Source organism: Flavobacterium sp. DW-iso2 (assembly GCF_058725285.1).
Map to the genome: position 1 here is coordinate 51586 of NZ_JBZXDY010000008.1, position 26669 is coordinate 78254.

A 26669-nucleotide genomic window follows, 5' to 3' on the forward strand; every position below is an offset into this window, starting at 1 on the left:
AATCAGAATTTTGTATTTAGTATAGATCTGGAATCAAAAAATATAATACTATTTTATTTTTGAATATACTGTAATAGAACACAACCACAATCTTGTCATTCCGACAAAGGAGGAATCTCATCAAGCCACTCACATAACGGGGATTCCTCCTTCGTCGGAATGACAAACTAAGTGTTAGATTTGGGGTCTGATAAATTTTACAGTATTTTCTATACTGAGAAGGTATAAGAAGTTCTTTAGTTTAAAATCTGAGATCAAAAATCGTTAATTTACAATCAAAAATCAAATTTCTGCTGCTCAGGCAACAATCTAAAACTCATTCTGTGGTATTTAGTAACGCCATATTTTCTAATTGCTTCTCGGTGTTCTTTTGTTGGATATCCTTTGTTTTGTTTCCAGTTGTACATTGGAAATTCTTCGTGAATCCTGTTCATGTAATCATCCCGATACGTTTTTGCCAATACGGATGCGGCGGCAATACTCATGAATTTGGCATCTCCTTTTACAATACTGCTACTCGGAATGGAGGTCAAAATAGTAAGCTCTGCGGGAGTAAAAATTTTCCCACTACTGTTCTTGATCCCTTTTTTTCGAATAAAAGGACTGTTCCCATCTACAATAATATATTCAGGTTGCGGATTGAGTTTCAAAACGCATTCCTGCATTGCTTTTATCGAGGCATTCAAAATATTGATGTCAGCAATTTCTAAAGGTTCTAGGTGAGTTACAGCAAAAGTAACGGCTTGCTGCTCAATAAAAGGGCGTAATTTTTCTCTCGCTTTCTCAGATAATTGTTTGCTGTCGTTTAGAATTATGTTTTCAAAATCAGAAGGAAGGATTACAGCCGCGGCAGTAACAGGTCCTGCAAGACAACCTCGGCCGGCCTCATCGGTTCCAGATTCTAAATGTGACGAAAAAAAGAATAATTTTAACATTTGGCTGTATTTCTGACAAAAATAGTATTTGTTGTTAATTATTTGTGTAATATTCGTTTTTTTTTAATGAATTTAATAATGAATTAATTTTTAATAAACATTAATAAAAAAAAATTTTTTTTAAGAATTATTTGTGATTTTTGTAGGATTAACTAATTCAAATTAATTTAAATATGAGATTAAAATTCAAATGGATTTTTACGCTATTAATAGTGTTATCTATGCAGTTTTCTTTTGCGCAAGAGAAAGTTGTGTCTGGGACTATTTCAGATGCACAGGGACCTATTCCTGGAGCCAACGTTTTTAATAAAGGAATGAACAGGTCGACTCAAACTGATTTTGATGGAAAGTATTCTATTATTGCAAAACCGGGGCAAGTTTTAGTGTTTTCCTATTTAGGTATGAAAAACACATCAATAACGGTAGGTGTATCAAGTAACATAAATGTTAAAATGACTGCCGCTGCTGAAGAGATGGATGAGGTAGTTATTGTTGCTTATGGTAAAGCTAAAAAATCATCTATAACGGGATCTTCTACAACCATAAAAGGAGAAGGACTTGGAAACAGGCCAGCGACAAACGTTCTTGCAGGAATCGAAGGTGCCGTTTCTGGAGTACAAATTCAAAGTGGTTCTGGTCAACCAGGTTCTGCACCTGCGATAAGGATTAGAGGTTTTAGTTCTATTAGTGGTTCAAATACTCCGTTATACGTTGTAGATGGAGTACCTTATACTGGATCTATAAGTGATATTAATGCTGCTGATGTTGAGAGTATGACAATTTTGAAAGATGCGGCATCTACCTCTTTATATGGTTCTAAAGCAGCGAATGGAGTTGTAATTATTACAACAAAAAAAGGTACGTCATCTAAAGATAAATTTACTTTGAACGCTAGTACAGGTCTTTCTGCAAGATCAATTCCTGAATATGATAGAATAAATGCTTTTGACTATTATCCAATAACATGGGAAGCAATTAGAAACAGTAGGCCTAAAAGTACTCCTGCCCTTCTTGCTACTGCAAATGCATTCGCCTCAACTAGAACTCCTATAGATTTAGTTATTAATCCATTTAATGTGGATAATAGTAATTTATTTGATGCTAATGGAAAATTAAATCCAGATGCAAAACTATTGTATGCCGATGATTTGAACTGGGAGAAGCAATTAGCTAGAGTAGGTGTGAGAAGAAATGTGGATTTCAATTATCAAGGAAGAACAGAAAAAACGGATTATTTTGTGTCTGTTGGTGATTTAAGTGAAGAAGGAGCTATACAAAATTCAGACTTTAAGCGTACAACAACACGTTTAAACGTGAATACAAAATTAAACGACTCGTTTAAGACTGGAGTAAACTTAACGGGGGTTTATAGTAGTTCAAACCAAGCTGTCGACGGTGCTGCGAATTCTACTTCATTTAACAACCCTTTCCGTACGATTCGTTATATGGGGCCAATATATCCAGTTTTGAGTCATGATGCGACAGGAGCTGTAGTGCTAGATGGAGCAGGTAATCCAGTATATTCACAGCTTCGTGGATCTGGAGCTTCAAATGGAAGAAATGTTGTTTATGAAACTTTAAATAATATTGATAGAAATAAAGGTCTTACTGTTAATGCTCGTAGTTATGTAGAGCTTAAATTTCTAAAAGATTTTAAATTCACTACTAACCTTGCATTTGATAATACACATTCAAATAATAATGTTTTCTGGAATAAAGTGATTGGAGATGGAGCTCCTGATGGATATGCATCACGCTCTAATACAATTACAACAGGTACTACTTTTAATCAACTACTTGACTATACCAAAAGTGTGAAAAATCATAATTTTAGTGCTTTAGTAGGACATGAAAGTTTTGATTATGAATTAAATTACTTATTTGGTTCAAAAAGAATACAAAATGTACCAAATAACACAGAGTTCATAAATTATATTACGGTATCTGATCTTACTTCTTATACTAGGAATTATGCTACGGAGTCATATTTTTCTCGTGTAGGATATGATTTTAATGAAAAATATATTTTTTCTGCCTCCTTCCGTCGTGATGGATCTTCAAAATTTGCTGAAGTAAACAAATGGGGAAATTTCTATTCAGTAGGAGCTGCATGGAATTTAGGAAAAGAATCATTTGTTGAAAAAATAACTTGGATTAATGACTTGAAGTTAAGAGGTTCATTTGGAGAGGTAGGTAATGATTCTCATATTAGCAATGATGGTTTGAATTTTTACATTGGAGCGCCAACTTTTTCACTAGGGTTTAATAATGCTAATGAAGGTGGGGTTATTACAAATGATCAAGGAGCACCAAATTTAAAATGGGAGAAAAATACGCAAAAAGATATTGCTTTAGATTTTGCTTTTTTCAATAATAGATTAAAAGGTTCTGTAGAATATTACAACAGAAAAACAGATGGATTAATTTTTAATGTACCACTTCCTGTATCGTCTGGTTTAGATTCTAAAGTTGCAAATATAGGTTCAATGTTTAATCAGGGTTTTGAAGTTTCGTTAGATGGAATGATTTTAAAAACAAAAGACTTCTCTTGGAACATTAACATTAATGCATCTACTATTAAAAATCAAATAACTTCATTACCACAAAGCGAAATTATTACAGGAACTAAAAAATATACTGTAGGAAGTTCAATTTATGATTACTGGTTAAGAAGCTGGTATGGAGTAGATCCGTCCGATGGATATGCATTGTTTATTGTAGATCCTTTACTAACTAATCCAACAGACACTGATTCTAGGGTAGTTAATGGAGTGAATGTTACGATAAATCAAAACAAGGCATTATATGAATATCAAGGATCGGCTTTACCTGATTTATTTGGTAGCTTTACAAATAGTTTCAAATTAGGTGGATTTCAAATGGATGTGTTATTTACCTATCAGTTAGGTGGTAAAATATATGATTCAAACTATGCAGGTCTAATGCATTCAGGTATTACTTACGGATCTGCTTTGCATAAAGACATCTTAAACAGATGGCAAAACCCAGGAGATATTACTAATGTCCCTGCAATGAATATAGCAAGAAATCCACAGAATTCAGCAGCGTCAAGTCGTTGGTTGGTTGATTCTGATTATCTTTCATTAAGACAAGTTTCCTTATCTTACAATTTACCTAGAGAAATCACTTCGCAATTAAAAATTGATGCGGTTAAGTTCTATATGAATGGAGAAAATTTAGTTCTATTTACTAAGCAAAAGGGAATGGATCCACAAGCTAATTTTAATGGAACTACGCAAAATAGATTTTCGCCTTCTAGAGTAATTTCATTTGGTGTCAACTTAAACTTTTAATATTATATCATGAAAACACTAAACAAAAAACTTTTATTGATAGTACTAACGGTACTTTCATTAAGCTCGTGTTCAGAAGATTTCTTAGTAAAGAAACCTACAGAGTTTGTTGATTATGCTTCAGCAACTTCTACAACGGCTAATCTATATTCCTCTCTAAACGGAATTCATCGTTCTCTATATATCAGATATGAAGGGCAAAATGAAACTGGTATTGCTGGATGTATGCAACAAGTGGATATCGCAGGAGAGGATCTTGTTTATCCAATTTCAAACGGATGGTTTTTAGGAGTTTACAATTGGACAGGTTTGAACAATGAAAATTCCCAAGATGTAGCATTCCCATACAGAACTTTTTATAGAATTAACAGAAATGCTAATACAATATTAGAGGCAGTAGATAATGCTATTGGGGCTGATGCTGATAAAAAGATAATTAAAGGGCAAGCCCTATTATATAGAGCTTTTTGTCATTTCCAATTAGTACAACTATACGGAGGACGTTATGACAAAACAACTATTCCTAATTCGCAATTAGGTATCCCATTAGTGCTTAAAGTGTCTGAGGAGAGATTACCTAGATCAACTGTTGAAGAGGTGTATACTCAAATTAATAAGGATATTGATGGTGCTTTGACTTTGCTAGTAGGTTATAATAAACCAAACAATTCCCATTTAGACTTAAGAGTAGCGCAAGGATTAAAGGCACGTGTAGCATTGGTACAACAAAACTGGCCAGTAGCTTCTGCTAACGCAATACTTGCAAGAACTGGAAAATCGTTAATGACTAATGCTGCTTATGCTTCAGGTTTTAATTCATATACGAATTCAGAATGGATGTGGGGAAGCTTTGTAAACGAACTTCAATCGGAATCATTTGCAAATTTTGGTGCTTATATGTCACGAAATTTCAGTTCTACGGTAATTCGTTCTTGTCCAAAAGCAATTTTCAACAAACTTTGGGATCGTTTTCCTGCTACAGACGTACGTACTACAATTTTTAGCAAAACAGGAGCGCACCCAAATATTACTTTGGTTTCAACTGCAGTAAAATTTCCTTACACTAGTCAAAAATTTCTTTCGGTAAGTACTGGTGATAGTAGATGTGATGTTCCTTACATGCGTATTGCTGAAATGTATCTTATAGAGGCGGAAGCAAAAGCCTGGATGAATGATGCTACTGCATCTCAAGCCTTATTTACGTTAATTTCAAATAGGAATCCTGCCTATGTAAAGTCGACAGCTACAGGTCAAGCGTTGCGTGATGAAATCTATTTACACAGAAGACTTGAATTATGGGGAGAAGGGTTTAGATTTTATGATTTGAAAAGAACTAATTCGTCTTTAGATAGAGTTGGACCTACTACAGTTCCTGCGACGACTTCTAATCATATATCGTCAGTCGCACAGGTGTTTAGTATTCCTGCTGGTGATAAAAGATGGCAATGGTTGTTTCCAAGAGCGGAAATGAATGCTAATCCTCTAATTCAGCAAAATCCAAATTAATTTTGTGCATCCACAGGACAAAATAACTTATAATTATTTATGTTTTGATTTTAGTAGAAGATCTGCCCAATTTATTGGGCAGATTTTTTTTATTTCACCTATGATTGAGTTTAAATTTTTGGGTCGAATCGTAAAGTCTATTTGTAAAAGAAGAGTGTTTTTAAAGTATTTTTTTATATGAATTTATCATTTACCTTTGTTCAATCACTAGCGTGGGAATAGTAGCCATAATTAGATCACTTTACAAATGAGAATTCTTTTTTTTCTATATTTTTTAGTATTGCCAACAGTCTTGTTTTCTCAAGTACAATCAGGCGATGATTCGATAAACGATAAATATCAGAGTAAGCCAGAGGCGTCAAAAAATTCCACTTCACAAAAAGTCGCAGCAATGGATCAATACCGTTTTATTTCTATAGAACGCGACACTACTTATCTAGACACTTCACTGACCATTAAAAGAGAATATAGTTTTAATTATTTACGAAAGGATAATTTTGGACTTTTGGCTTTCGCCAATGAGGGACAAACTTATAATACCTTACAATATAGTTTAACGCAGTTTACTCCTTATCCGGAATTTGGCTTCAAGGCCAAGCATTTTAATTTTCTGGAAGCAAACCAAATAAAATATAGCTCTGTAGCCACTCCAGTTACTGAATTGTATTTCAAATCGGTGATGCAAAAGGGACAATCTCTGGATGCTTTTTTTACATTAAACATTTCGCCAAGGCTTAATTTTTCGATTGCTTACAAAGGCCTGCGTTCTGAGGGAAAATATATTAATCAGTTGTCAAGCACAGGAAATTTCAGATATACCACAAGTTATAATACGCTAAATAAACGCTATTTTGCGAATGCACATTTTACCTATCAGGACATCTTAAATGAGGAAAATGGTGGAATTACCACAATCAGTGATTTTGAAAATGAAGACCCTAAGTATGATAATAGACAAAGACTCGAGATTTATTTTAAAGATGCTAAATCCTTTCTAAAAGGCAAGCGTGTATTCTTGGATCACTTTATGAGAATAAATGCTAAGAAAGGAGCTAACAATTTATATGTGAGCCATCAATTTAATTACGAGAATAAATTTTTTGAATACAATCAGGCAACGGTGCCTTCAACTGTAGGCGTACAAACAGTTTATAGATTTGGGGATTCTTATGTGACAAGTGGTATTAATGATCAGACACATTATAACAAAATGTATAATAAACTGGGCTTGATGTATGAAAACACAACGCTTGGGAAGTTTCAGTTTTTTGCAGATGACTTCAGAAGCAATTATTACTACAGCCAAATATTAATTAGGGATGACAAAACTATTCCGGCTTCACTAACTAGAAATATAAACAGTGCCGGAGGACAGTATGAATATCAAAAAAAGAAATGGAATGGGAAGTTCCTGTATTCAAGATCAGTGACAAATCAATCCCTATCAAATTTGGAGGCTAAATTAAATTATGATTTTAATGATGATTATCAATTCTCTTTTGGATACCAAAACTTGAATAAGTTACCCAATGACAATTATAATTTGTATCAAAGCAGTTATATTAATTACAACTGGTCTAATAATTTTAAGAATGAAAAAATAAACTCGGTCACGGCTAATGCGATAACTCCATGGGTAGAAGCATCAGTACAGTTTTTGACGTTAGATGATCATCTCTATTTTGAAAATATTGCTACTGATGAAAGTCAGCAAATTGTGAATCCAAATCAATATGGGAACACCATAAATTATGTTTCTGTTAAGGCAAATAAAGAAATTAAATTCGGAAGATTTGCGCTTGACAATACCCTTTTATATCAAAAAGTGAGTCAACAGGATGCGATCTTAAACGTTCCTGAAATTGTGACCAGAAACACCATTTATTACACTAATTATTTGTTCAAAAAAGCCTTGTTTTTACAAACCGGGATTACCTTAAATTATTTCACAAACTATTTGGCAAATGATTATAATCCGGTAATCGGAGAGTTCTTTATTCAAAATAAAAAAGAAATTGGAAATTATCCAAACTTTGATTTTTTTATTAATGCACGGATTCAAAGAACCAGAATTTACTTGAAAGCAGAGCATTTTAATTCGTCTCTAACAGGAAATAATTTCTACTCTGCTCCTAATAATCCGTATCGTGATTTCATGATTCGTTTTGGGCTAATCTGGAACTTCTTTAATTAATTTCTTCGTTTTTTTTTTGGAGTCGTCTACTACTCCAGACTCTTCGGAATGATCTGTCTTCATTGGTTCGACCACAATTACTTAAAGGATTTTGCCTTAAATGAAATTCACTGTACTTCTATTTAAATAAAAGTGCAGGAAGTAATCAAGAACGCAATTTTACAGAAGCAGGAATGTTTTCTAACAAAATACTATCTTTGCAAAAGTATTTATAACAAATTACAATCTTAAAAATTACAATTAAATGCAATACGCAGAAAATATATTAGGCACAATAGGCAATACACCGTTAGTGAAGTTAAATAAAGTTACTGAAGGAATAGATGCATTAGTGCTAGCTAAAGTAGAAACTTTTAATCCCGGTAATTCTGTAAAAGATAGAATGGCGGTAAAAATGATTGAAGATGCTGAGGCTGACGGTAGACTAAAACCAGGAGGAACTATTATTGAAGGGACTTCCGGAAATACAGGAATGGGACTGGCTTTAGTAGCTATTATCAAGGGATACAAATTAATTTGTGTGATTTCGGATAAACAATCTAAAGAAAAAATGGACATCCTTCGCGCTGTTGGAGCAAAAGTTGTGGTATGTCCTACAGATGTGGAGCCTACGGATCCCCGTTCCTATTATTCTGTTTCTAAAAGATTAGCGACTGAAACACCTAATTCTTGGTATGTAAATCAATATGACAATCCGTCGAATGCTATTGCACATTACGAGCAAACAGGCCCAGAAATTTGGGAGCAAACAGAGGGTAAAATTACTCATTTTGTATCAGGTGTTGGTACTGGAGGAACCATTTCCGGTGTTGGAAAATACCTTAAAGAAAAAAATCCTAATATTAAGATTTGGGGAATTGACACCTATGGTTCCGTATTTAAAAAATACCATGAAACAGGTATTTTTGATGAAAACGAGATTTATTCTTATATAACAGAAGGAATTGGAGAAGATATTTTGCCATTGAATGTAGATTTTTCTTTGATTGATGGTTTTACCAAAGTAACAGATAAAGATGCTGCAGTATACACCCGAAAAATTGCTCTTGAAGAAGGGATTTTCGTTGGGAATTCAGCTGGAGCTGCCATAAAAGGGCTGTTGCAACTAAAGGAGCATTTCAAACCAGAAGATGTAGTTGTTGTTTTGTTTCATGATTCAGGAAGCCGTTATGTAGGGAAGATGTTCAATGATGATTGGATGCGCGAACGTGGTTTTCTTGAAGAGGAAGTTACAAAAGCCGAAGATGTAATCAAAGATCATATTGATAAGCCATTAATTGTAGCTCGTACAGAAGAATTGGTTTCACATGCGATTGAAAGAATGCGTAAATATAAAATCTCACAAATACCAGTTATGGATATTACAGGATTTGTAGGTTCTCTGGATGAGTCTGACTTATTCCAAAGTTATGTGCAAGATAAAAACTCAGCCGAAAGACCAATTCGGGAAATCATGGGAAGTCCTTATCCTATCGTGCAACTGGGAACGACAATCGAAGAAGTTTCTAAATTGTTTACCAGAGATAATGCGGCGGTATTAATTGATTTAGGAAAAGGAAGACACCATATTATTACAAAATATGATATTATAGGTTCTATTAAATAGTTTTTAGTTCCGATAATTACATTGTATAGACCACGGAATTGACGAATTAAATTCGTTAAATTCGTGGTTTTTTCAGAAACAATAAATAAAACAGAATGACATTTACGGCAATAGATTTTGAAACGGCTACTGCATTTCACCCTTGTTCAGTGGGAATAGTGACAGTTGAGAATGGAGTAATAGTAGACGAGTTTGTCAGTTTGATTAAACCGCCAAACAATCTGTATTCCCCTTTTACAATTCAAGTCCATGGAATTTATCCAAGGGATACGGTGAATGCCAAATCATTTGCACAGATATTTCCTGAAATCCAAAAACGACTCCAGAATAGAGTTGTTGTGGCGCATAATGAAAGCTTCGACAGAAATGTTTTGGCCAAATCAATGGCGCTGTGTGGTTTAAATTATGAGGATTTGAATTTGTCAGCTCGCTGGGAATGTACCGTGAAAATATACAAAGCCAAAGGATTAAAACCAACAAAGCTTAGTGATTGCTGCCGTACAATGAAAATTCAATTGAATCACCATGAAGCTTTGTCAGATGCTCGGGCTTGCGCCAAATTGTATTTACTGAGATAGTTTTCGAAATTTAATAGGAAGTACAAGTTGTTTGTTTTTTCATTACTTTAGTCTCTTAACTACAAGGCTTTACGATGAAAGAAGATTTTCTACATTACCTCTGGAAATTTAAGAAGTTTGATGTCCTAAATTTGAAAACTTCAAATCACGAGCAAATCACGATTGCCAATGTGGGGCAGTATTTAGAACTGGCAGGTCCTGATTTTTTTAATGCTCAAATCACAATCGATGATCAAATGTGGGCGGGAAACGTAGAGATTCACCTTAAATCTTCTGACTGGTATGTGCATCATCACGAAAGAGATGCGGCATACGAAAACGTAATTCTGCATGTAGTTTGGGAACACGATACTGAAATTTATAGAAAAAACAATACTGAAATTCCTGTTCTGGAACTTAAGAAGTATGTCGACCAAGATACGATTGTTAATTATCAGTCATTAATGTCTCCAAAGGCATGGATTTTCTGTGAAAAGCAGTTAGCTGCTATTTCTCCTTTTATTTTAAAAAACTGGCAAGAGCGCTTGTTTTTTGAACGTTTAGAAAGAAAGTCCAAACCTGTTTTTGAGTTGCTACGACAAACTAATAACGATTGGGAGGTGGTTTTGTTTTGTCTGTTGGCAAAAAACTTCGGATTGAATACGAACGGAGAAACCTTTCTGAGAATAGCGACTTCCATTCCGTTTTCTGTTATAAGAAAGGAAAGTTTTGAGGTCGAAAATTTGGAAAGCTTACTCTTTGGTAATGCAGGGTTATTAGACGTTGAAAAGGAGGATAATTATTTTAAAGATTTAAAATTCAGGTATTACTATTTATTGCACAAATACCAAATAGAAAAATGCAGCGGTAATCCCGTTGAGTTTTTTAAGCACCGCCCTGATAATTTTCCCACGATACGACTCTCACAGTTTGCCAATTTGTATCATAGCAATCAAAATCTGTTTTCACAAATAAGCGAGATTACTTCGGTTAAGGTAATCTATGATCTTTTTCAGGTTTCCGCTTCTTCTTATTGGCAAGACCATTATCAATTTGATAAGGAAAGTTCAAAGAAGAAGAAGATGCTGTCAAAGTCATTTATAGATTTGATTATTGTAAATACCTTAATGCCAATTCAATTTGCTTATGCTAAAAGTAAGGGAGAGGAGATTACGGAAGATTTAATCCAATTGCTGGATCAAGTTGCACCAGAAAAAAATGCTATTATAGATAAATTTAAATCTTTTGGAGTGAAGTCAGTAAGTGCTTTTGAAACACAATCGATGCTACAACTTAAGAATGAGTACTGTTCTAAAGGCAAATGTTTAGAATGTGCGATCGGTATGGAATTAATGAAAACGGACTGATTCTTATCTGTTTTAATTTCGAGAAATAATAATTTCGTACTTTTGTAAAATAGATTATAAAAATAATGCAATGGGACAAAGTGTACCTAGAATAATTAAGCTTAAATACTTTTTTGAAAAGTATGGCTTCCATGTATCATCGCGTCTAGCAGATAGTTTAGGAATGAGGGTGACGAGCGTAAGACTGTTCTTTATTTATATATCATTTGTTACGGTTGGATTATGGTTTGGAGTGTATTTAACGCTAGCCTTTTGGATTAGGCTAAAGGATTTGATTCGTGCTAAGAGAACTTCTGTATTTGACTTGTAACAAAACTTAAAATAGGTGCAAAGAAAAAGGGATGATAAAGTATTTAAGTACTTTATCATCCCTTTTTTATATTAGAATAAATCTATTTATCCGGATTATTTAATTTACTGTGCTTTTTACCGTAAACAAAATACAGAGCAACACCAATTGCCATCCAAAGAACTAATCGAATCCAACTTTCATAGGGTAGAGAGTACATTAAGTAAGTACAAACTAAAACTCCTGCAATCGGTACATAAGGAACAAATGGAGTTTTGAAAGATCTTGGTGCATCTGGCATTTTTTTACGCATTACTAACACACCAATACATACTAATACGAAAGCAAGCAAGGTTCCAATACTTACCATGTGTCCTAGATCGCTTACCGGAACAAAACCAGCAAATAAACTAACGAAAACCATAAAGAAAAGGTTTGTTTTATAAGGAGTACGGAATTTTGAATGTATTTGTCCAAATAAAGGAGGTAAAAGTCCATCTTTACTCATAGTGTAGAAAACACGACTTTGTCCCATTAACATCACAAGCATCACAGAAGTATACCCAGCTAAAATAGCCACAATTAATCCTGTTTGAAGGAAAGAATATCCAGTTACCGCAAATGCTGTCGCAGCAGGTTTTGCATCACCTACAAATTTGTAATAAGGTACTAGACCAGTCATAACGTGAGCAAACAACACATATAGTATTGTACAGATAACTAATGAACCTAAAATACCAATTGGCATCCCTTTTTGAGGGTTTTTTGCTTCTTGTGCAGCAGTTGAAACAGCATCAAAACCAATGAAGGCAAAGAAGACGGTTCCGGCTCCGGCAGCAATTCCAGACCAACCAAATTGACCTTTAACGCCAGTATTTTCAGGAATATATGGAGAGTAATTTGCAGGGTCTATATAATCCCATCCTAAAACAATAAACATAATTACAACGATAACTTTTAATACCACTAATATATTATTTATAGAAGCAGACTCTTGGGTTCCTCTTATTAATAATAATGATAGTGCAGATACTATTAAGATAGCTGGTAGATTGATGTACCCGCCATCTATGATGGTACCGTCACCCAATGTTAAGGTTTCCCAGGGGGAACATATAAATTTTGGATTTAGATGTACACCATATTTATTTAATAATTCGAGTAAGTATCGCGACCAGCTGACCCCAACGGTTGCAGCTCCTAAAGCATATTCAAGAACTAAATCCCAACCAATAATCCAAGCCATGAATTCTCCCATAGTTGCATAGGAATACGTATAAGCACTACCTGCAACGGGTATCATTGAAGCAAATTCAGCATAGCATAGTCCAGCAAAGGCACAGCCTACAGCTGCTAAAATAAATGAAAGTGTAACTGCAGGTCCAGCATGTTCAGCAGCAGCAATTCCAGTTAAGGAAAATAAACCCGCTCCGATAATTGCACCAACTCCTAAAGCAACTAGGGATCTTGAAGATAAAGTTCTTTTTAGCCCTTTTTCATCTTCTGATGCTTCATTTAATAAAACCGAAAGTGGTTTTGTTTTCCAAATTGACATATATTTATTAGTTTTAGTATTAATAGTGCCCAAATGTATTATTTATTTTATAAAAAATAAAAGTTATTATATAAATTAATATGGAAATAAATTTATTGTGGTGCTTTAGTTTAGTCAAGTTTTTCAGAATTAAATGCAACATGGATTATGGATTTCGTTATGTAAGTAGTAATTAAACGCTGATATTTAGATTATTATTTTTTTAGAAATGTATATTTCAAAAATTATTTTCTAAATTTAGGCTTTAATAACAGCGAGTAGTTAATTTTTAAAAGCAGTGAAAATGGTCAAAATTTCTTTACATTTATTTCTTTCAAAATGCATTTAAGAGGTATAAGGAGTTATTTCGCATTTTTCTCAGAGCAACGCGCAGGTATTTTGATATTGTTTGCAATAATAATCGTTTTGCAATCGGTTTATTATTTCTTTGATTTCAGTTCACTGCAAACCATTTCTCCTAATAAACAGAAATGGCTTTCGCTGCAATCTAAAATTGATTCATTAAAAGAGTCAAATCCAAAGTATAGTAAAAAGATATATCTGTTTAATCCCAATTTCATTACCGATTATAAAGGATACAAGCTCGGAATGTCTGTTCTTGAAATTGACAGACTATTGGATTATAGAAAAGAAAATAAATATGTTAACTCTCCAAAAGAATTTCAAGCCGTTACTCAAATTTCAGATTCGTTGTTAAATGCTATAGCGCCTTATTTTAAATTTCCGAATTGGGTAAAAAATAAAGCAGAAAGTAGGGGGTACATTAAATATGAAAAGATGGGTTTTGCCAAAAAAGAAAAAATAGTTTTAATAGATATTAACCGTGCGACACAAGAAGATCTAATTAAAATTTATGGAATAGGAGAAGCGATTTCGCTACGAATCCTAAAGTTAAAAGAAAGTCTTGGTGGATTTGTGTCCATGGATCAGATGACTGATGTCTGGGGTTTGTCTCCTGAAGTTGTTGCAAATCTTAATTCTCATTTTAAAGTGTACACTTTACCTTTAGTTAATAAAATCGCCATAAATAACGCTTCTTTAAAGGAAATTTCTCAGTTCTCTTATTTTAGATATGCTCTTGCAAAAGAAATTGTGACCTATAGGAGTATGAACGGAGATATTAGAAATATTGAGGATTTAACAAAAATTAAGGGATTTCCTGTTGATAAGGCAAATATAATTGCCTTATATTTGGACTTTAATTAGAAGTTTATAATTAGCTGGTTTGAAATTTTTTAATTTACTGCAAAATGGTTGTTTTGTCGTAGGTTTCTATTTCTATAAAACGTCGCTCGATTGTGTAACTCAAAAAAACCAAGTCCTGAAATATAAAGCTGTCGCTTTTTGTTTCAATCACATCAATTTGTTAAAAATAATATTAGTTATATGAATTCAAGTTATTTCACAGAAGAACATCAATCATTTAGAGAGAGTTTAAGAGGGTTTTTACAAAAAGAAGTTGTGCCTCATATTGAAAAATGGGAGAAAACAGGTACAATAGAGCGTTTTATATGGAAAAAGTTCGGCGACATGGGCTTTTTTGGAATAAATTATCCGGAGGCTTATGGCGGATTAAATTTAGATTTATTTTACACCGTTATTTTCTTAGAAGAACTTCAGAAAATTAAATCAGCTGGTTTTGCAGCTGCGATGTGGGCACATTCTTATTTAGCCATGACACATTTGAATGCAGAAGGGGACGAGAGAATTAAACAAGATTATTTAGCACCAAGTATTTTAGGTGACAAAATAGGGGCTTTGTGTATTACGGAACCTTTTGGAGGTAGTGATGTTGCGGGTATGCGCACTACTGCTATTAAAACAGGAGATAAATATGTTATTAATGGTTCGAAAACATTTATCACTAATGGCGTTTATGCGGATTATTATATAGTTGCAGCCAAAACAAGTCCTGAACTTGGGAATAAAGGAATAAGCATATTTTTAGTAGATACAAAAACGAACGGGGTTTCTGCGACAAAATTAGATAAATTAGGTTGGAGAGCGTCAGATACTGCAGAAATTGCATTTAACAACGTTGAAATCCCTTTAGAGAATTTGATGGGTGAAGAGGGAAAAGGTTTTCCTTATATCATGCAACATTTTGCTTTAGAGCGTTTGATTATGGCTATTAATGGTCATGCTAGAGCAGAATATGCTCTTGAGTACACAATTGAGTACATGGGACAGCGTGAGGCTTTTGGGAAAACAATAGATAAGTTTCAAGCATTGAGACACACAATAGTAGAACATGCGACAGATGTAGAGCATTGTAAAGTGTTTAATTATGCTGCCGTAGCGCGATTAAATAAAGGAGAATATGTAGTAAAAGAAGCTACTATGGCTAAATTGAAATCTACAAAAGTGGCTGATGAAACAATCTATAGTTGTTTGCAAATGCTTGGAGGTTACGGTTATATGGAAGAATATCCTTTAGCACGTTTATTAAGAGACAGTCGTTTGGGGCCAATAGGAGGCGGAACTTCGGAGATACTTAAAGAGATATTGTCAAAAATGATTATAGATAATAAAAATTATAAGCCAGCGGTGGAGTAATAGCCAGTGGAAAGTATTAGAAGAGTCAATTTAGTTATTGGCTCTTTTTTTATGTGTGAAGGATAGTAGTGGAAATCCTTTTATGAAGCCTTGCGGAGTAAAAGATTGCAGCGGATAGCCTGACGGCAAAAGAGAATTTATTTTGGGAATAAATAGTGTTTTGCCGGCACACCAAAAATAAATTGGTGTTTGATGACTGATAAGTCAAAATAATAACTACTTTTGCACACTTAACGAAAGGGGGTGTCAAAATTATGTTAATTATACCAATTAAAGACGGAGAAAATATAGATAGAGCATTAAAGCGCTATAAAAGAAAATTTGATAAAACAGGAACTGTTCGTCAGTTAAGAGCGCGTACTGCTTTTATTAAGCCTTCTGTAAAAAATAGAATTAAAGTTCAGAAAGCAGCTTATATTCAAAACATGAAAGACAACTTAGAAAACTAAGTAGTTCTTTTTTACATGATAATTACCGTTAGTCATTAAAGTTTTATAACTTTGATGCTAACGGTTTTTTCATTTTATATGGTCGCTACTATAAATGCATTTCGGGATTATCTACAAAAAGAGAAAAAATATTCTCCACACACCGTAAGTGCTTATTTGAATGATATAATAAACTTCCAAGAATTTAACACCATTCATTTTGAAGAAAGGGAAATAGAGCAGGTAAACTACAGTCAAATTAGAAGTTGGATTGTGTCGCTCGTGGATGAGGGCATTTCGAATGTTTCTGTCAATAGAAAGATCGCATCTTTAAAGGCTTTTTATAAGTTTCTATTAAAGATAAAACAAATACAAGTTAGTCCGCTGTTGAAGCATAAGGCACTAAAAACAGCAAAGACGCTCCAAATTCCGTTTTCTGAGAAGGAAGTTTCGGAGGTGTTGAAGGGCATGGAAAGTCCTGTTGGTTTTGAAGAAGTAAGAAATAAATTAATAATAGATTTATTTTATACCACCGGAATAAGGCGAACAGAACTGATTCATTTGAAAATTAGCGATATTAGTTTTTCTAACAGTACAATAAAGGTACTTGGTAAAAGAAATAAGGAGAGGATTTTGCCTATTTTGCCAATTATAGTAGAACAACTTTCTTTGTATCTTGACGAGAGGTCTCGTATAGAAAGTGTTAGGGGTTTTGATTGTCTTTTTGTTTCAAAAAAAGGGTTAAAATTAAATGAATCCTTTGTGTATCGGTTAATAAATTCTTACTTTAGTCCTGTCTCCGAAAAAGTAAAAAAAAGTCCGCATATTTTACGTCATACATTTGCGACTCATTTATTAAATAACGGAGCCGATTTAAATTCAGTGAAAGAATTATTAGGTCATTCCAGTTTAGCTTCAACGCAAATTTATACACACAGTAGTTTGTCAGAGCTCAAAAAAGTATATGAAGATGCGCATCCAAGGAATAAGTAATAGTTCAAAAAATGTTTAACCATTAAAAAAATTGATTATGAAGGTAAATGTTCACGCAGTTAACTTTGCTGTTGACGGAAAATTAGTAGGTTATGTTCAAGAGAGAATGGATAAGTTGGAGAAGTACTACGATAAAGTAGTGTCTGCCGATGTCTATTTGAAAGTTGAAAAGACAAGTGATAAGGAGAATAAGGTTGCTGAGGTGAAGATGAATGTCCCTGGTGATGATTTTATGGTAAAAAAACAATGCAAAACATTTGAAGAGGCTATCGAGTTATCGGCTGAATCTTTAGAGAGATTGTTAGTGAAAAGGAAAGAAAAAATAAGAACACATATTTAATCTAAAAGTTTTTTAAAAAAATGTTTTGATTGAGAGATAAAATCTATACATTTGCAGTCCGTTAGAAATAGCGGGCTTTTTTTATTGAATTTGCCAGCGTAGCTCAGTTGGCTAGAGCAGCTGATTTGTAATCAGCAGGTCGTGGGTTCGAGTCCCTCCGCCGGCTCAAAATGAAACTGAGGTTTTGATGGGTTGAAATAAAGTAAGAAAAGAGGGGAGATACTCAAGCGGCCAACGAGGGCAGACTGTAAATCTGCTGTGTAAACTTCGCAGGTTCGAATCCTGCTCTCCCCACAATTTTAGATTTTAAATCTAAAAGTAAAAACTCTGCCGGTGTAGCTCAGGGGTAGAGTGCTTCCTTGGTAAGGAAGAGGTCTCGGGTTCAATTCCCGACATTGGCTCAAGTAAGTAAGAGATTGAAATTAAATATATAAATAGATTAAAAATTAAGTAAAATGGCAAAAGAAACCTTTAACCGTAACAAGCCCCACTTAAACATTGGTACAATTGGGCACGTGGATCACGGAAAAACTACATTAACTGCAGCGATAACTAAAGTGTTATCTGATGCAGGTTACTGTCAAGCAAAATCATTTGATCAAATTGATAATGCTCCAGAAGAAAAAGAAAGAGGTATTACAATTAATACATCACACGTTGAGTATGAAACTGCTAATCGTCATTACGCTCACGTTGACTGTCCAGGTCACGCGGATTACGTAAAGAACATGGTTACTGGTGCTGCTCAGATGGATGGTGCTATTCTTGTTGTAGCAGCAACTGATGGGCCAATGCCACAAACACGTGAGCATATCCTATTAGGTCGCCAAGTTGGTATTCCTAGAATGGTTGTATTCATGAATAAAGTGGATATGGTTGATGATGAGGAATTATTAGAACTTGTTGAAATGGAAATTAGAGACTTATTGTCTTTCTATGAATATGACGGTGATAATTGTCCAGTTGTTCAAGGTTCTGCTTTAGGAGGTTTGAATAATGATCCAGCGTGGGTACCAAAAATCATCGAATTGATGGCTGCGGTTGATGCGTGGATTGAAGAGCCAGTACGTGATACTGAAAAGCCTTTCTTGATGCCGGTTGAGGATGTGTTTACAATTACTGGTCGTGGAACTGTTGCTACAGGTCGTATCGAAACAGGTATTGCTAATACAGGAGATGCTGTTGAAATCATTGGTATGGGAGCTGAAAAATTAACTTCTACTATTACAGGAGTTGAGATGTTCCGTAAAATCCTTGATAGAGGTGAAGCTGGAGATAACGTAGGTTTATTGTTACGTGGTGTTGATAAAGAATCTATCAAAAGAGGAATGGTTATCATTAAGCCAGGATCAGTTAAACCACACGCTACTTTTAAAGCTGAGGTTTATATCTTGAAAAAAGAAGAAGGTGGTCGTCATACACCATTCCATAATAACTATCGTCCACAGTTCTACGTACGTACAACTGATGTAACAGGTGTTATTACTTTACCAGAAGGTGTAGAGATGGTTATGCCTGGAGATAACTTAACAATCAATGTTGCTTTGTTGAGCCCAATCGCTATGAATGTTGGATTACGTTTTGCTATCCGTGAAGGTGGTAGAACTGTAGGTGCAGGTCAGGTAACTGAGATTGTAGCATAATTCTATAAATAATTACAAAACCAGTAACGCTTCGTGCTGTTACTGGTTTTTCACAAACGGGCGTAGTTCAAGGGTAGAATAGCGGTCTCCAAAACCGTTGATGGGGGTTCGAATCCCTCCGCCCGTGCAAAAAAAATATATCATAATGGCAAAAATAATTAATTACATATCAGAATCATTTGAGGAATTAAAGTCAAATATGACTTGGCCAGAGTGGCCTGAAGTGCAACGTCTAACGATTGTTGTTGCTATTTTCTCAGTATTATTCGCTTTGGCAACATGGGGAGTAGATGAGTTTTTTGCGAAAGCATTAGCTGGATTTTTTAATTGGATAAAAGCCTAATTTTTGTGATGACAGATAATAATCTAAAAAAGTGGTATGTTGTTCGTGCGGTAAGTGGGCAAGAGAATAAAGTGAAAGCTTACATAGAAAACGAAATCTCTAGATTAGAGATGGGTGACTATGTTTCTCAAGTTTTAGTTCCGACGGAAAAAGTAGTAACTGTAAAAGATGGAAAGAAATTAATCAAGGATAAAGTTTATTTTCCTGGTTATGTCATGATAGAAGCAAATCTGATAGGTGAAATACCTCATATTATAAAAGGAATAACTAGTGTTATTGGTTTTCTGGGTGAAACTAAAGGAGGAGAGCCGGTTCCATTAAGACTTTCAGAAGTAAATAGAATGCTAGGTAAAGTCGATGAGTTAGCAGTTAATGCAGATACTCGATCTATACCATTCAATTTAGGTGAGACTATTAAGGTTATTGATGGACCTTTTAACGGTTTCAACGGTACAGTTGAAAAAATTAATGAAGAGAAGCGTAAACTTGAAGTAATGGTGAAAATTTTCGGAAGAAAAACTCCATTAGAATTAGGGTTTATGCAAGTTGAAAAAGTATAATATTTTGTTACATATAATATCCATCGCAATCGCTTCTTAATGATTGTGGTGTTAAATTTTTTAAAAAATGGCTAAAGAAATTAGTAAAGTAGTTAAACTACAAGTTAAGGGAGGTGCTGCGAATCCATCGCCACCGGTTGGACCTGCTTTAGGAGCTGCTGGTGTAAACATCATGGAGTTCTGTAAGCAATTCAATGCTAGAACTCAAGATAAAGCCGGCAAAATATGCCCAGTACAAATTACTGTGTATAAAGACAAATCATTCGAATTTGTTGTTAAAACTCCGCCTGCAGCTGTTCAGTTATTGGAAGCTGCGAAGCTAAAATCTGGTTCTGGTGAGCCTAATCGTAAAAAAGTAGCTAGTGTTACTTGGGAACAAATTAGAGCTATTGCTGAAGACAAGATGCCTGACTTAAATGCGTTCACTACGGAGTCTGCAATGAGTATGGTTGCTGGAACAGCTAGATCTATGGGTATAACTGTATCAGGAGACGCTCCTTTTTAATTAAAAGAAAGACATGGCAAAATTGACAAAAAAGCAAAAAGAGGCTGCTTCAAAAATTGACAAAAACAGAATGTACTCTTTGAAAGATGCTGCGGCATTAATTAAAGTTGTTGCGTCTGCAAAATTTGATGAGTCTGTTGATATCGCGGTACGTTTGGGTGTAGATCCAAGAAAAGCGAATCAAATGGTTAGAGGTGTGGTAACATTGCCTCATGGAACTGGTAAAGATGTTAAAGTATTAGCATTAGTTACTCCGGATAAAGAAGCGGAAGCTAAAGAAGCTGGGGCAGACTATGTAGGTCTTGACGAGTATTTACAAAAAATTAAAGACGGTTGGACGGATGTTGATGTTATCATCACTATGCCAAGCGTTATGGGTAAATTAGGTCCATTAGGTCGTATTTTAGGGCCTAGAGGTTTAATGCCAAACCCTAAAACAGGTACTGTAACTATGGATGTTGCAAAAGCTGTTGCAGAGGTTAAAGCTGGTAAAATCGATTTCAAAGTTGATAAAACTGGTATTGTACATGCAGGAATTGGTAAAGTTTCTTTTGGAGCTGAGCAAATTGTTGACAATGCACACGAAATTATTCAAACATTAATCAAACTTAAGCCAACTGCTGCTAAAGGTGTGTATATCAAAAGTATCTACCTTACAAGCACTATGAGTCCTGCTATTGCATTAGACCCAAAAGCAGTATAATTGGTAGTTAATAATTTTTAGTATGACTAGAGAAGAAAAATCAATCGCGATTGAAGATTTAACTGCACAGTTAGCTGGTACAAATATTGTTTACGTAGCAGATATTTCTGGATTAAATGCAGATGCAACTTCAAAGTTGAGAAGAGCTTGTTATAAAGCAGGTATTAAATTAGAGGTTATAAAAAACACTTTGCTTGCAAAAGCAATGGAAGCTTCAGCTAATGATTATGGTGACTTACCGTCAGTATTGACTGGTAATAGTGCTATATTCATTTCAGAGGTAGCAAATGGGCCTGGTAAGATAATAAAAGATTTCCGTAAAAAATCGGCAAAACCGGTTTTGAAAGGAGCTTATATTAATGCTGAGGTTTATATTGGAGATGATCAATTAGAAGCGTTAGCGACTATTAAATCTAAAGAAGAACTTATTGGTGAACTTATTGGATTACTTCAATCACCAGCACAAAAAGTTATTTCTGCACTTCAAAACCAATTCGCTAAAGAAGAGGTTGCTGAAACAGAAGCATAATAAAAATAGAGTAAAACTTAGTTTTTATTATTTACAATGCGCACAATAAACAAAATATAATTTTACAAATCATTTTAAAACGATAGAAAAAATGGCAGATTTGAAACAATTCGCAGAACAATTAGTTAATTTAACTGTAAAAGAAGTTAACGAATTAGCAACAATATTAAAAGATGAGTACGGAATCGAACCAGCTGCTGCAGCTGTTGTAGTTTCAGGTGGTAGTGAAGGTGCTGCTGAAGAAGTACAAACAGAATTTACAGTTGTATTGAAAGAAGCAGGTGCTTCTAAATTAGCAGTTGTGAAAATGGTAAAAGAACTTACAGGTTTAGGTTTGAAAGAAGCTAAAGATGTAGTTGATAGCGCTCCAAGTAACGTTAAAGAAGGTGTAACTAAAGATGAAGCAGAAGCTTTGAAAAAATCTTTAGAAGAAGCTGGGGCTGTTGTTGAGCTTAAATAGTTAAACACAGTTGAGGAATTAGGTTTAGGTCTTGGGTACACATCCAAAGACCTAAACCATTTTTCGTATAACAAAAGTCTGTCTTATTTATTGAATAATAAGTTGTGATAGCAAATTCATTTTATCCCATTACGAGGAAAAAAAATTGACAGATAATAAGAAAGTAGTTATCTTAAATTGATTTTTAAAGATGTGGTGGTTTTAAAATTAAAGTATAATTAGAAATATTTATACCAATAAAAATTACTTTTATAATCAAAATTTTGTCCATTGATGATAACAAATCAGACCGAAAGATTGAATTTTGCCTCTACAAAAAATATTCCTGCATATCCAGATTTTCTTGATGTTCAGGTTAAATCTTTTCAAGATTTTTTTCAATTAGAAACTAAATCTGATGAAAGAGGCAATGAAGGACTTTATAATACCTTCATGGAAAATTTTCCAATTACAGATACAAGAAATAATTTTGTATTGGAATTCCTTGACTACTTCGTGGATCCACCACGTTATACAATTCAAGAATGTATTGAAAGAGGTTTAACACATAGTGTGCCCTTAAAAGCAAGATTGAAATTGTATTGTACAGATCCAGAGCACGAAGATTTTGAAACTATTGTTCAAGATGTTTATCTTGGTACAATTCCTTACATGACGCCAAGCGGTACCTTCGTAATCAACGGAGCGGAACGTGTTGTTGTTTCTCAGCTACATAGATCTCCAGGGGTTTTCTTTGGACAGTCTTTTCATGCTAATGGAACAAAATTATATTCTGCCAGAGTAATTCCTTTTAAAGGTTCTTGGATAGAATTTTCTACAGATATAAATAGCGTAATGTACGCTTATATTGATAGAAAGAAAAAGTTACCTGTTACCACTTTATTCCGTGCAATTGGTTTCGAAAGAGATAAGGATATTCTTGAAATTTTCGACCTTGCTGAGGAAATTAAAGTTTCTAAAACAGGACTTAAAAAATATATCGGTAGAAAATTAGCTGCTCGTGTATTAAATACATGGCATGAAGATTTCGTAGATGAAGATACTGGTGAAGTAGTTTCTATCGAACGTAACGAAATAATCCTTGATAGAGATACAATTATCGATAAAGATAATGTGGAAGAAATCATTGATTCTAACGTTAAATCTATTTTGTTACACAAGGAAGATGCTAATCAAGCTGATTATGCTATCATCCATAACACGTTACAAAAAGATCCAACAAACTCTGAAAAAGAAGCTGTTGAGCATATTTACAGACAACTGCGTAATGCAGAACCGCCTGATGAAGAAACCGCTCGTGGTATTATTGATAAATTATTCTTCTCTGATCAACGTTACAACTTAGGTGAAGTAGGTCGTTACAGAATGAATAAAAAACTTGGTCTTGATATTCCAATGGAAAAGCAAGTGCTTACCAAAGAAGATATTATTACCATTGTAAAATATTTGATCGAACTAATAAATGCGAAAGCAGATATTGATGATATTGATCACTTATCAAACCGTCGTGTAAGAACAGTTGGAGAACAACTGTCTCAACAATTCGGTGTTGGTTTAGCACGTATGGCTAGAACTATTAGAGAGCGTATGAACGTTAGAGATAACGAGGTGTTTACACCAATAGATTTGATTAATGCTAAAACATTATCGTCTGTTATCAACTCTTTCTTTGGAACAAACCAATTGTCTCAGTTTATGGATCAAACGAATCCACTTGCTGAGATAACGCACAAAAGAAGATTATCTGCGCTAGGACCAGGTGGACTTTCGAGAGAAAGAGCTGGATTTGAGGTACGTGATGTTCACTATACGCACTACGGACGTTTATGTCCTATTGAAACACCAGAGGGACCAAACATTGGTTTGATTTCATCTCTTGGAGTTTATGCTAAAGTGAACGGAATGGGTTTCATTGAAACACCTTACCGTAAAGTAACTAATGGAGTGGTTGATTTAGTTTCAACACCTATTTACTTAAGCGCTGAAGAAGAAGAAGGAATGTTGATCTCTCAAGCGAATATTGAGATGGATGATTCTGGAAAAATTCTTGCTGAAAATGTAATTGCACGTCAAGAAGGGGATTTCCCTGTAATTGACCCTACAAAAGTTGATTATGCGGATGTAGCTCCAAATCAAATTGCTTCAATTTCTGCATCTTTAATTCCTTTCTTGGAACATGATGATGCGAATAGAGCGTTGATGGGATCTAACATGATGCGTCAAGCCGTACCATTAATACGTCCTGAAGCACCAATCGTTGGAACTGGTTTAGAGCGTCAAGTAGCTTCAGATTCTAGAGTTTTAATTAACGCAGAAGGTGATGGAGTTATTGAATATGTAGATGCAAACATCATTACTATTAAATACGACCGTTCTGAAGAAGAAAGAATGGTGAGTTTTGATTCTGATGAGAAAACATACAATTTAATTAAATTTAGAAAAACCAATCAAGGGACAAGTATCAACCTTAAACCTATTGTAAGAAAAGGGGATAGAGTTGTTCTAGGTCAAGTATTGTCAGAAGGATATGCAACTCAAAATGGTGAATTAGCTTTAGGTAGAAACCTTAAAGTTGCGTTTATGCCATGGAAAGGGTATAACTTCGAGGATGCGATTGTAATTTCTGAAAAAGTGGTTCGCGACGATATTTTTACCTCTATTCACGTTGATGATTATTCATTAGAAGTTAGAGATACTAAGTTAGGTAACGAAGAATTGACAAATGATATACCAAACGTTTCTGAAGAGGCTACTAAAGACTTAGATGAAAATGGTATGATTAGAATTGGAGCCGAGGTTAAACCTGGTGACATTCTTATCGGAAAAATTACTCCAAAAGGGGAATCAGATCCTACTCCAGAAGAGAAATTGCTTCGTGCAATCTTCGGGGATAAAGCAGGTGATGTAAAAGATGCTTCATTAAAAGCATCTCCATCTTTACATGGTGTAGTTCTTGACAAAAAATTGTTTGCAAGAGCAGTAAAAGACAAACGCAAACGTACACAAGACAAGGATGCTTTAGGAGCACTTGAAATGGAATACGAAGTAAAATTTGTTGAATTAAAAGACAAGTTAGTCGAAAAACTTTTCTTGATCGTTAATGGGAAAACATCTCAGGGTGTAATGAATGATTTGGGTGAGGAAGTTTTACCAAAAGGTAAAAAATACACTCAAAAAATGCTTTATGCTGTTGAAGATTTTGCTCACTTAAGTAAAGGTCAATGGGTTGCGGATGACTCAACTAATAAAATGGTGAATGAATTAATTCACAACTATAAAATTAAGTTGAATGATTTACAAGGCGCATTAAGAAGAGAGAAGTTTACAATTTCTGTTGGTGATGAATTACCAGCTGGAATTTTGAAATTAGCTAAAGTATATATTGCCAAAAAACGTAAGTTGAAAGTTGGGGATAAAATGGCAGGACGTCACGGTAACAAAGGTATCGTTGCTCGTATCGTTCGTCATGAAGACATGCCTTTCCTTGAAGACGGAACGCCAGTTGATATTGTGTTGAACCCATTAGGTGTACCTTCACGTATGAATATTGGTCAAATTTATGAAACTGTTTTAGGTTGGGCTGGACAGAATTTGGGTAGAAAATATGCTACTCCAATTTTTGATGGTGCTTCTCTAGACCAAATTAATGAATTGACTGACGAAGCTGGAATACCACGTTTTGGACATACTTACCTTTATGATGGTGGTACAGGAGAACGTTTTCATCAAGCAGCAACTGTTGGTGTAATCTATATGTTGAAATTAGGACATATGGTTGATGATAAGATGCACGCACGTTCGATCGGTCCATACTCATTAATTACGCAACAACCTCTTGGTGGTAAAGCACAATTTGGTGGACAACGTTTTGGAGAGATGGAAGTTTGGGCACTTGAGGCTTATGGAGCGTCAAGTACACTAAGAGAAATCTTGACTGTGAAGTCTGATGATGTAATTGGTAGAGCTAAAACTTACGAAGCAATCGTAAAAGGAGAGTCTATGCCAGAACCAGGATTACCTGAATCATTCAATGTATTGATGCATGAATTGAAAGGTCTTGGACTTGACATTAGATTAGAAGAATAGTATTTAGTATTCAGTATTCAGCCTAAAGTAATCAGTGATAAACTGAACACTAAAAGCTGAATACTGAACACTTTTTTTAATTAGTTTTAAGGATTTAGCCTCGTAAACCGTTCCGATTTTTTATATAAAATGAGTTTTATATAACTAGCGCTTTAATAGAAGTTTAAAGTTTAGAGAAGTAATCCAGGTAGAAACGCAGC

22 protein-coding genes and 4 tRNA genes are annotated in these 26669 nt (G+C 34.5%); 24 read left to right on the forward strand and 2 right to left on the reverse strand.

From position 1 onward, the window contains the following. Positions 1-275 precede the first annotated feature (275 nt). Positions 276-935 carry a ribonuclease HII gene (rnhB, locus tag AC4PRO_RS07585; protein ID WP_492116917.1) on the reverse strand — a complete coding sequence of 220 codons (660 nt, stop codon included), beginning with the start codon at positions 933-935 and terminating at the stop codon, positions 276-278. Between the two features lie 173 nt (positions 936-1108). Here rnhB and AC4PRO_RS07590 point away from each other — a divergent pair, with 173 nt between their 5' ends. From AC4PRO_RS07590 to AC4PRO_RS07620, 7 genes are all read left to right on the forward strand, one after another. Beyond that, on the forward strand, positions 1109-4249 hold the full coding sequence (locus AC4PRO_RS07590) for a SusC/RagA family TonB-linked outer membrane protein (protein WP_492116918.1): 3141 nt from the start codon (positions 1109-1111) through the stop codon (positions 4247-4249). Between the two features lie 9 nt (positions 4250-4258). Next, positions 4259-5755 (forward strand): RagB/SusD family nutrient uptake outer membrane protein, encoded by a 1497-nt coding sequence (locus AC4PRO_RS07595; RefSeq protein ID WP_492116919.1) that lies wholly within the window; start codon positions 4259-4261, stop codon positions 5753-5755. A 247-nt stretch (positions 5756-6002) separates the two neighbouring features. Further along, positions 6003-7949 (forward strand): putative porin, encoded by a 1947-nt coding sequence (locus AC4PRO_RS07600; protein WP_492116920.1) that lies wholly within the window; start codon positions 6003-6005, stop codon positions 7947-7949. Positions 7950-8193: 244 nt separating this feature from the next. Next, positions 8194-9555: a pyridoxal-phosphate dependent enzyme gene (locus tag AC4PRO_RS07605; protein ID WP_074721379.1), complete on the forward strand. Its 1362-nt coding sequence runs from the start codon at positions 8194-8196 to the stop codon at positions 9553-9555. 95 nt (positions 9556-9650) lie between these two features. Beyond that, a complete protein-coding gene (locus tag AC4PRO_RS07610; protein ID WP_074721377.1) occupies positions 9651-10133 on the forward strand; it encodes a 3'-5' exonuclease in 483 nt (160 codons plus the stop codon). 74 nt (positions 10134-10207) lie between these two features. Next, positions 10208-11479, forward strand: a complete 1272-nt coding sequence (locus AC4PRO_RS07615) for a DUF2851 family protein (RefSeq protein WP_492116921.1) — start codon at positions 10208-10210, stop codon at positions 11477-11479. A gap of 70 nt (positions 11480-11549) precedes the next feature. Next, complete coding sequence (locus tag AC4PRO_RS07620) at positions 11550-11789, forward strand: PspC family transcriptional regulator (protein WP_074721373.1); 240 nt, start codon at positions 11550-11552, stop codon at positions 11787-11789. Between the two features lie 82 nt (positions 11790-11871). Here the strand turns inward: AC4PRO_RS07620 and AC4PRO_RS07625 are convergent, their stop codons facing one another. Beyond that, positions 11872-13323, reverse strand: coding sequence for an amino acid permease (locus tag AC4PRO_RS07625; RefSeq protein ID WP_492116922.1), 1452 nt, complete (start codon positions 13321-13323; stop codon positions 11872-11874). A 318-nt stretch (positions 13324-13641) separates the two neighbouring features. Between AC4PRO_RS07625 and AC4PRO_RS07630 the strand changes: the two genes are divergently transcribed. The 17 genes from AC4PRO_RS07630 (at position 13642) to rpoB (ending at position 26469) form a co-directional block, all read left to right on the forward strand. Continuing rightward, on the forward strand, positions 13642-14529 hold the full coding sequence (locus tag AC4PRO_RS07630; RefSeq protein WP_492116923.1) for a ComEA family DNA-binding protein: 888 nt from the start codon (positions 13642-13644) through the stop codon (positions 14527-14529). 180 nt (positions 14530-14709) lie between these two features. After that, on the forward strand, positions 14710-15879 hold the full coding sequence (locus tag AC4PRO_RS07635) for an acyl-CoA dehydrogenase family protein (protein WP_492116924.1): 1170 nt from the start codon (positions 14710-14712) through the stop codon (positions 15877-15879). Positions 15880-16133: 254 nt separating this feature from the next. Further along, the gene (gene rpsU / locus AC4PRO_RS07640) at positions 16134-16328 is read left to right on the forward strand and encodes a 30S ribosomal protein S21 (RefSeq protein WP_007137807.1); all 195 of its coding nucleotides are present in this window, start codon (positions 16134-16136) and stop codon (positions 16326-16328) included. A gap of 78 nt (positions 16329-16406) precedes the next feature. Then, positions 16407-17300: a tyrosine-type recombinase/integrase gene (locus AC4PRO_RS07645; protein ID WP_492116992.1), complete on the forward strand. Its 894-nt coding sequence runs from the start codon at positions 16407-16409 to the stop codon at positions 17298-17300. Positions 17301-17337: 37 nt separating this feature from the next. Then, positions 17338-17640, forward strand: coding sequence for a ribosome hibernation-promoting factor, HPF/YfiA family (gene hpf / locus AC4PRO_RS07650; RefSeq protein ID WP_074721363.1), 303 nt, complete (start codon positions 17338-17340; stop codon positions 17638-17640). A 92-nt stretch (positions 17641-17732) separates the two neighbouring features. After that, positions 17733-17806 (forward strand) — tRNA-Thr (locus AC4PRO_RS07655). 47 nt (positions 17807-17853) lie between these two features. After that, positions 17854-17934: transfer RNA gene (locus AC4PRO_RS07660), tRNA-Tyr, on the forward strand. Positions 17935-17969: 35 nt separating this feature from the next. Next, positions 17970-18041 (forward strand) — tRNA-Thr (locus AC4PRO_RS07665). A 54-nt stretch (positions 18042-18095) separates the two neighbouring features. Further along, on the forward strand, positions 18096-19283 hold the full coding sequence (gene tuf, locus AC4PRO_RS07670) for an elongation factor Tu (protein WP_074721361.1): 1188 nt from the start codon (positions 18096-18098) through the stop codon (positions 19281-19283). A gap of 56 nt (positions 19284-19339) precedes the next feature. After that, positions 19340-19410, forward strand: a tRNA-Trp gene (locus AC4PRO_RS07675). An 18-nt stretch (positions 19411-19428) separates the two neighbouring features. Then, positions 19429-19626, forward strand: coding sequence for a preprotein translocase subunit SecE (secE, locus tag AC4PRO_RS07680; RefSeq protein ID WP_074722026.1), 198 nt, complete (start codon positions 19429-19431; stop codon positions 19624-19626). 8 nt (positions 19627-19634) lie between these two features. Beyond that, positions 19635-20186 carry a transcription termination/antitermination protein NusG gene (nusG, locus tag AC4PRO_RS07685; protein ID WP_074722024.1) on the forward strand — a complete coding sequence of 184 codons (552 nt, stop codon included), beginning with the start codon at positions 19635-19637 and terminating at the stop codon, positions 20184-20186. 67 nt (positions 20187-20253) lie between these two features. After that, the gene (gene rplK / locus AC4PRO_RS07690; protein ID WP_074721359.1) at positions 20254-20691 is read left to right on the forward strand and encodes a 50S ribosomal protein L11; all 438 of its coding nucleotides are present in this window, start codon (positions 20254-20256) and stop codon (positions 20689-20691) included. A 13-nt stretch (positions 20692-20704) separates the two neighbouring features. Beyond that, positions 20705-21394: a 50S ribosomal protein L1 gene (rplA, locus tag AC4PRO_RS07695; protein WP_074721357.1), complete on the forward strand. Its 690-nt coding sequence runs from the start codon at positions 20705-20707 to the stop codon at positions 21392-21394. A 22-nt stretch (positions 21395-21416) separates the two neighbouring features. Beyond that, positions 21417-21923: a 50S ribosomal protein L10 gene (gene rplJ / locus AC4PRO_RS07700; RefSeq protein ID WP_492116925.1), complete on the forward strand. Its 507-nt coding sequence runs from the start codon at positions 21417-21419 to the stop codon at positions 21921-21923. A gap of 91 nt (positions 21924-22014) precedes the next feature. Then, entirely contained in the window at positions 22015-22383 is a 369-nt protein-coding gene (gene rplL / locus AC4PRO_RS07705) for a 50S ribosomal protein L7/L12 (RefSeq protein ID WP_074721353.1), read from the forward strand. A 273-nt stretch (positions 22384-22656) separates the two neighbouring features. Then, a complete protein-coding gene (rpoB, locus tag AC4PRO_RS07710) occupies positions 22657-26469 on the forward strand; it encodes a DNA-directed RNA polymerase subunit beta (protein WP_091084270.1) in 3813 nt (1270 codons plus the stop codon). Positions 26470-26669 lie beyond the last annotated feature (200 nt).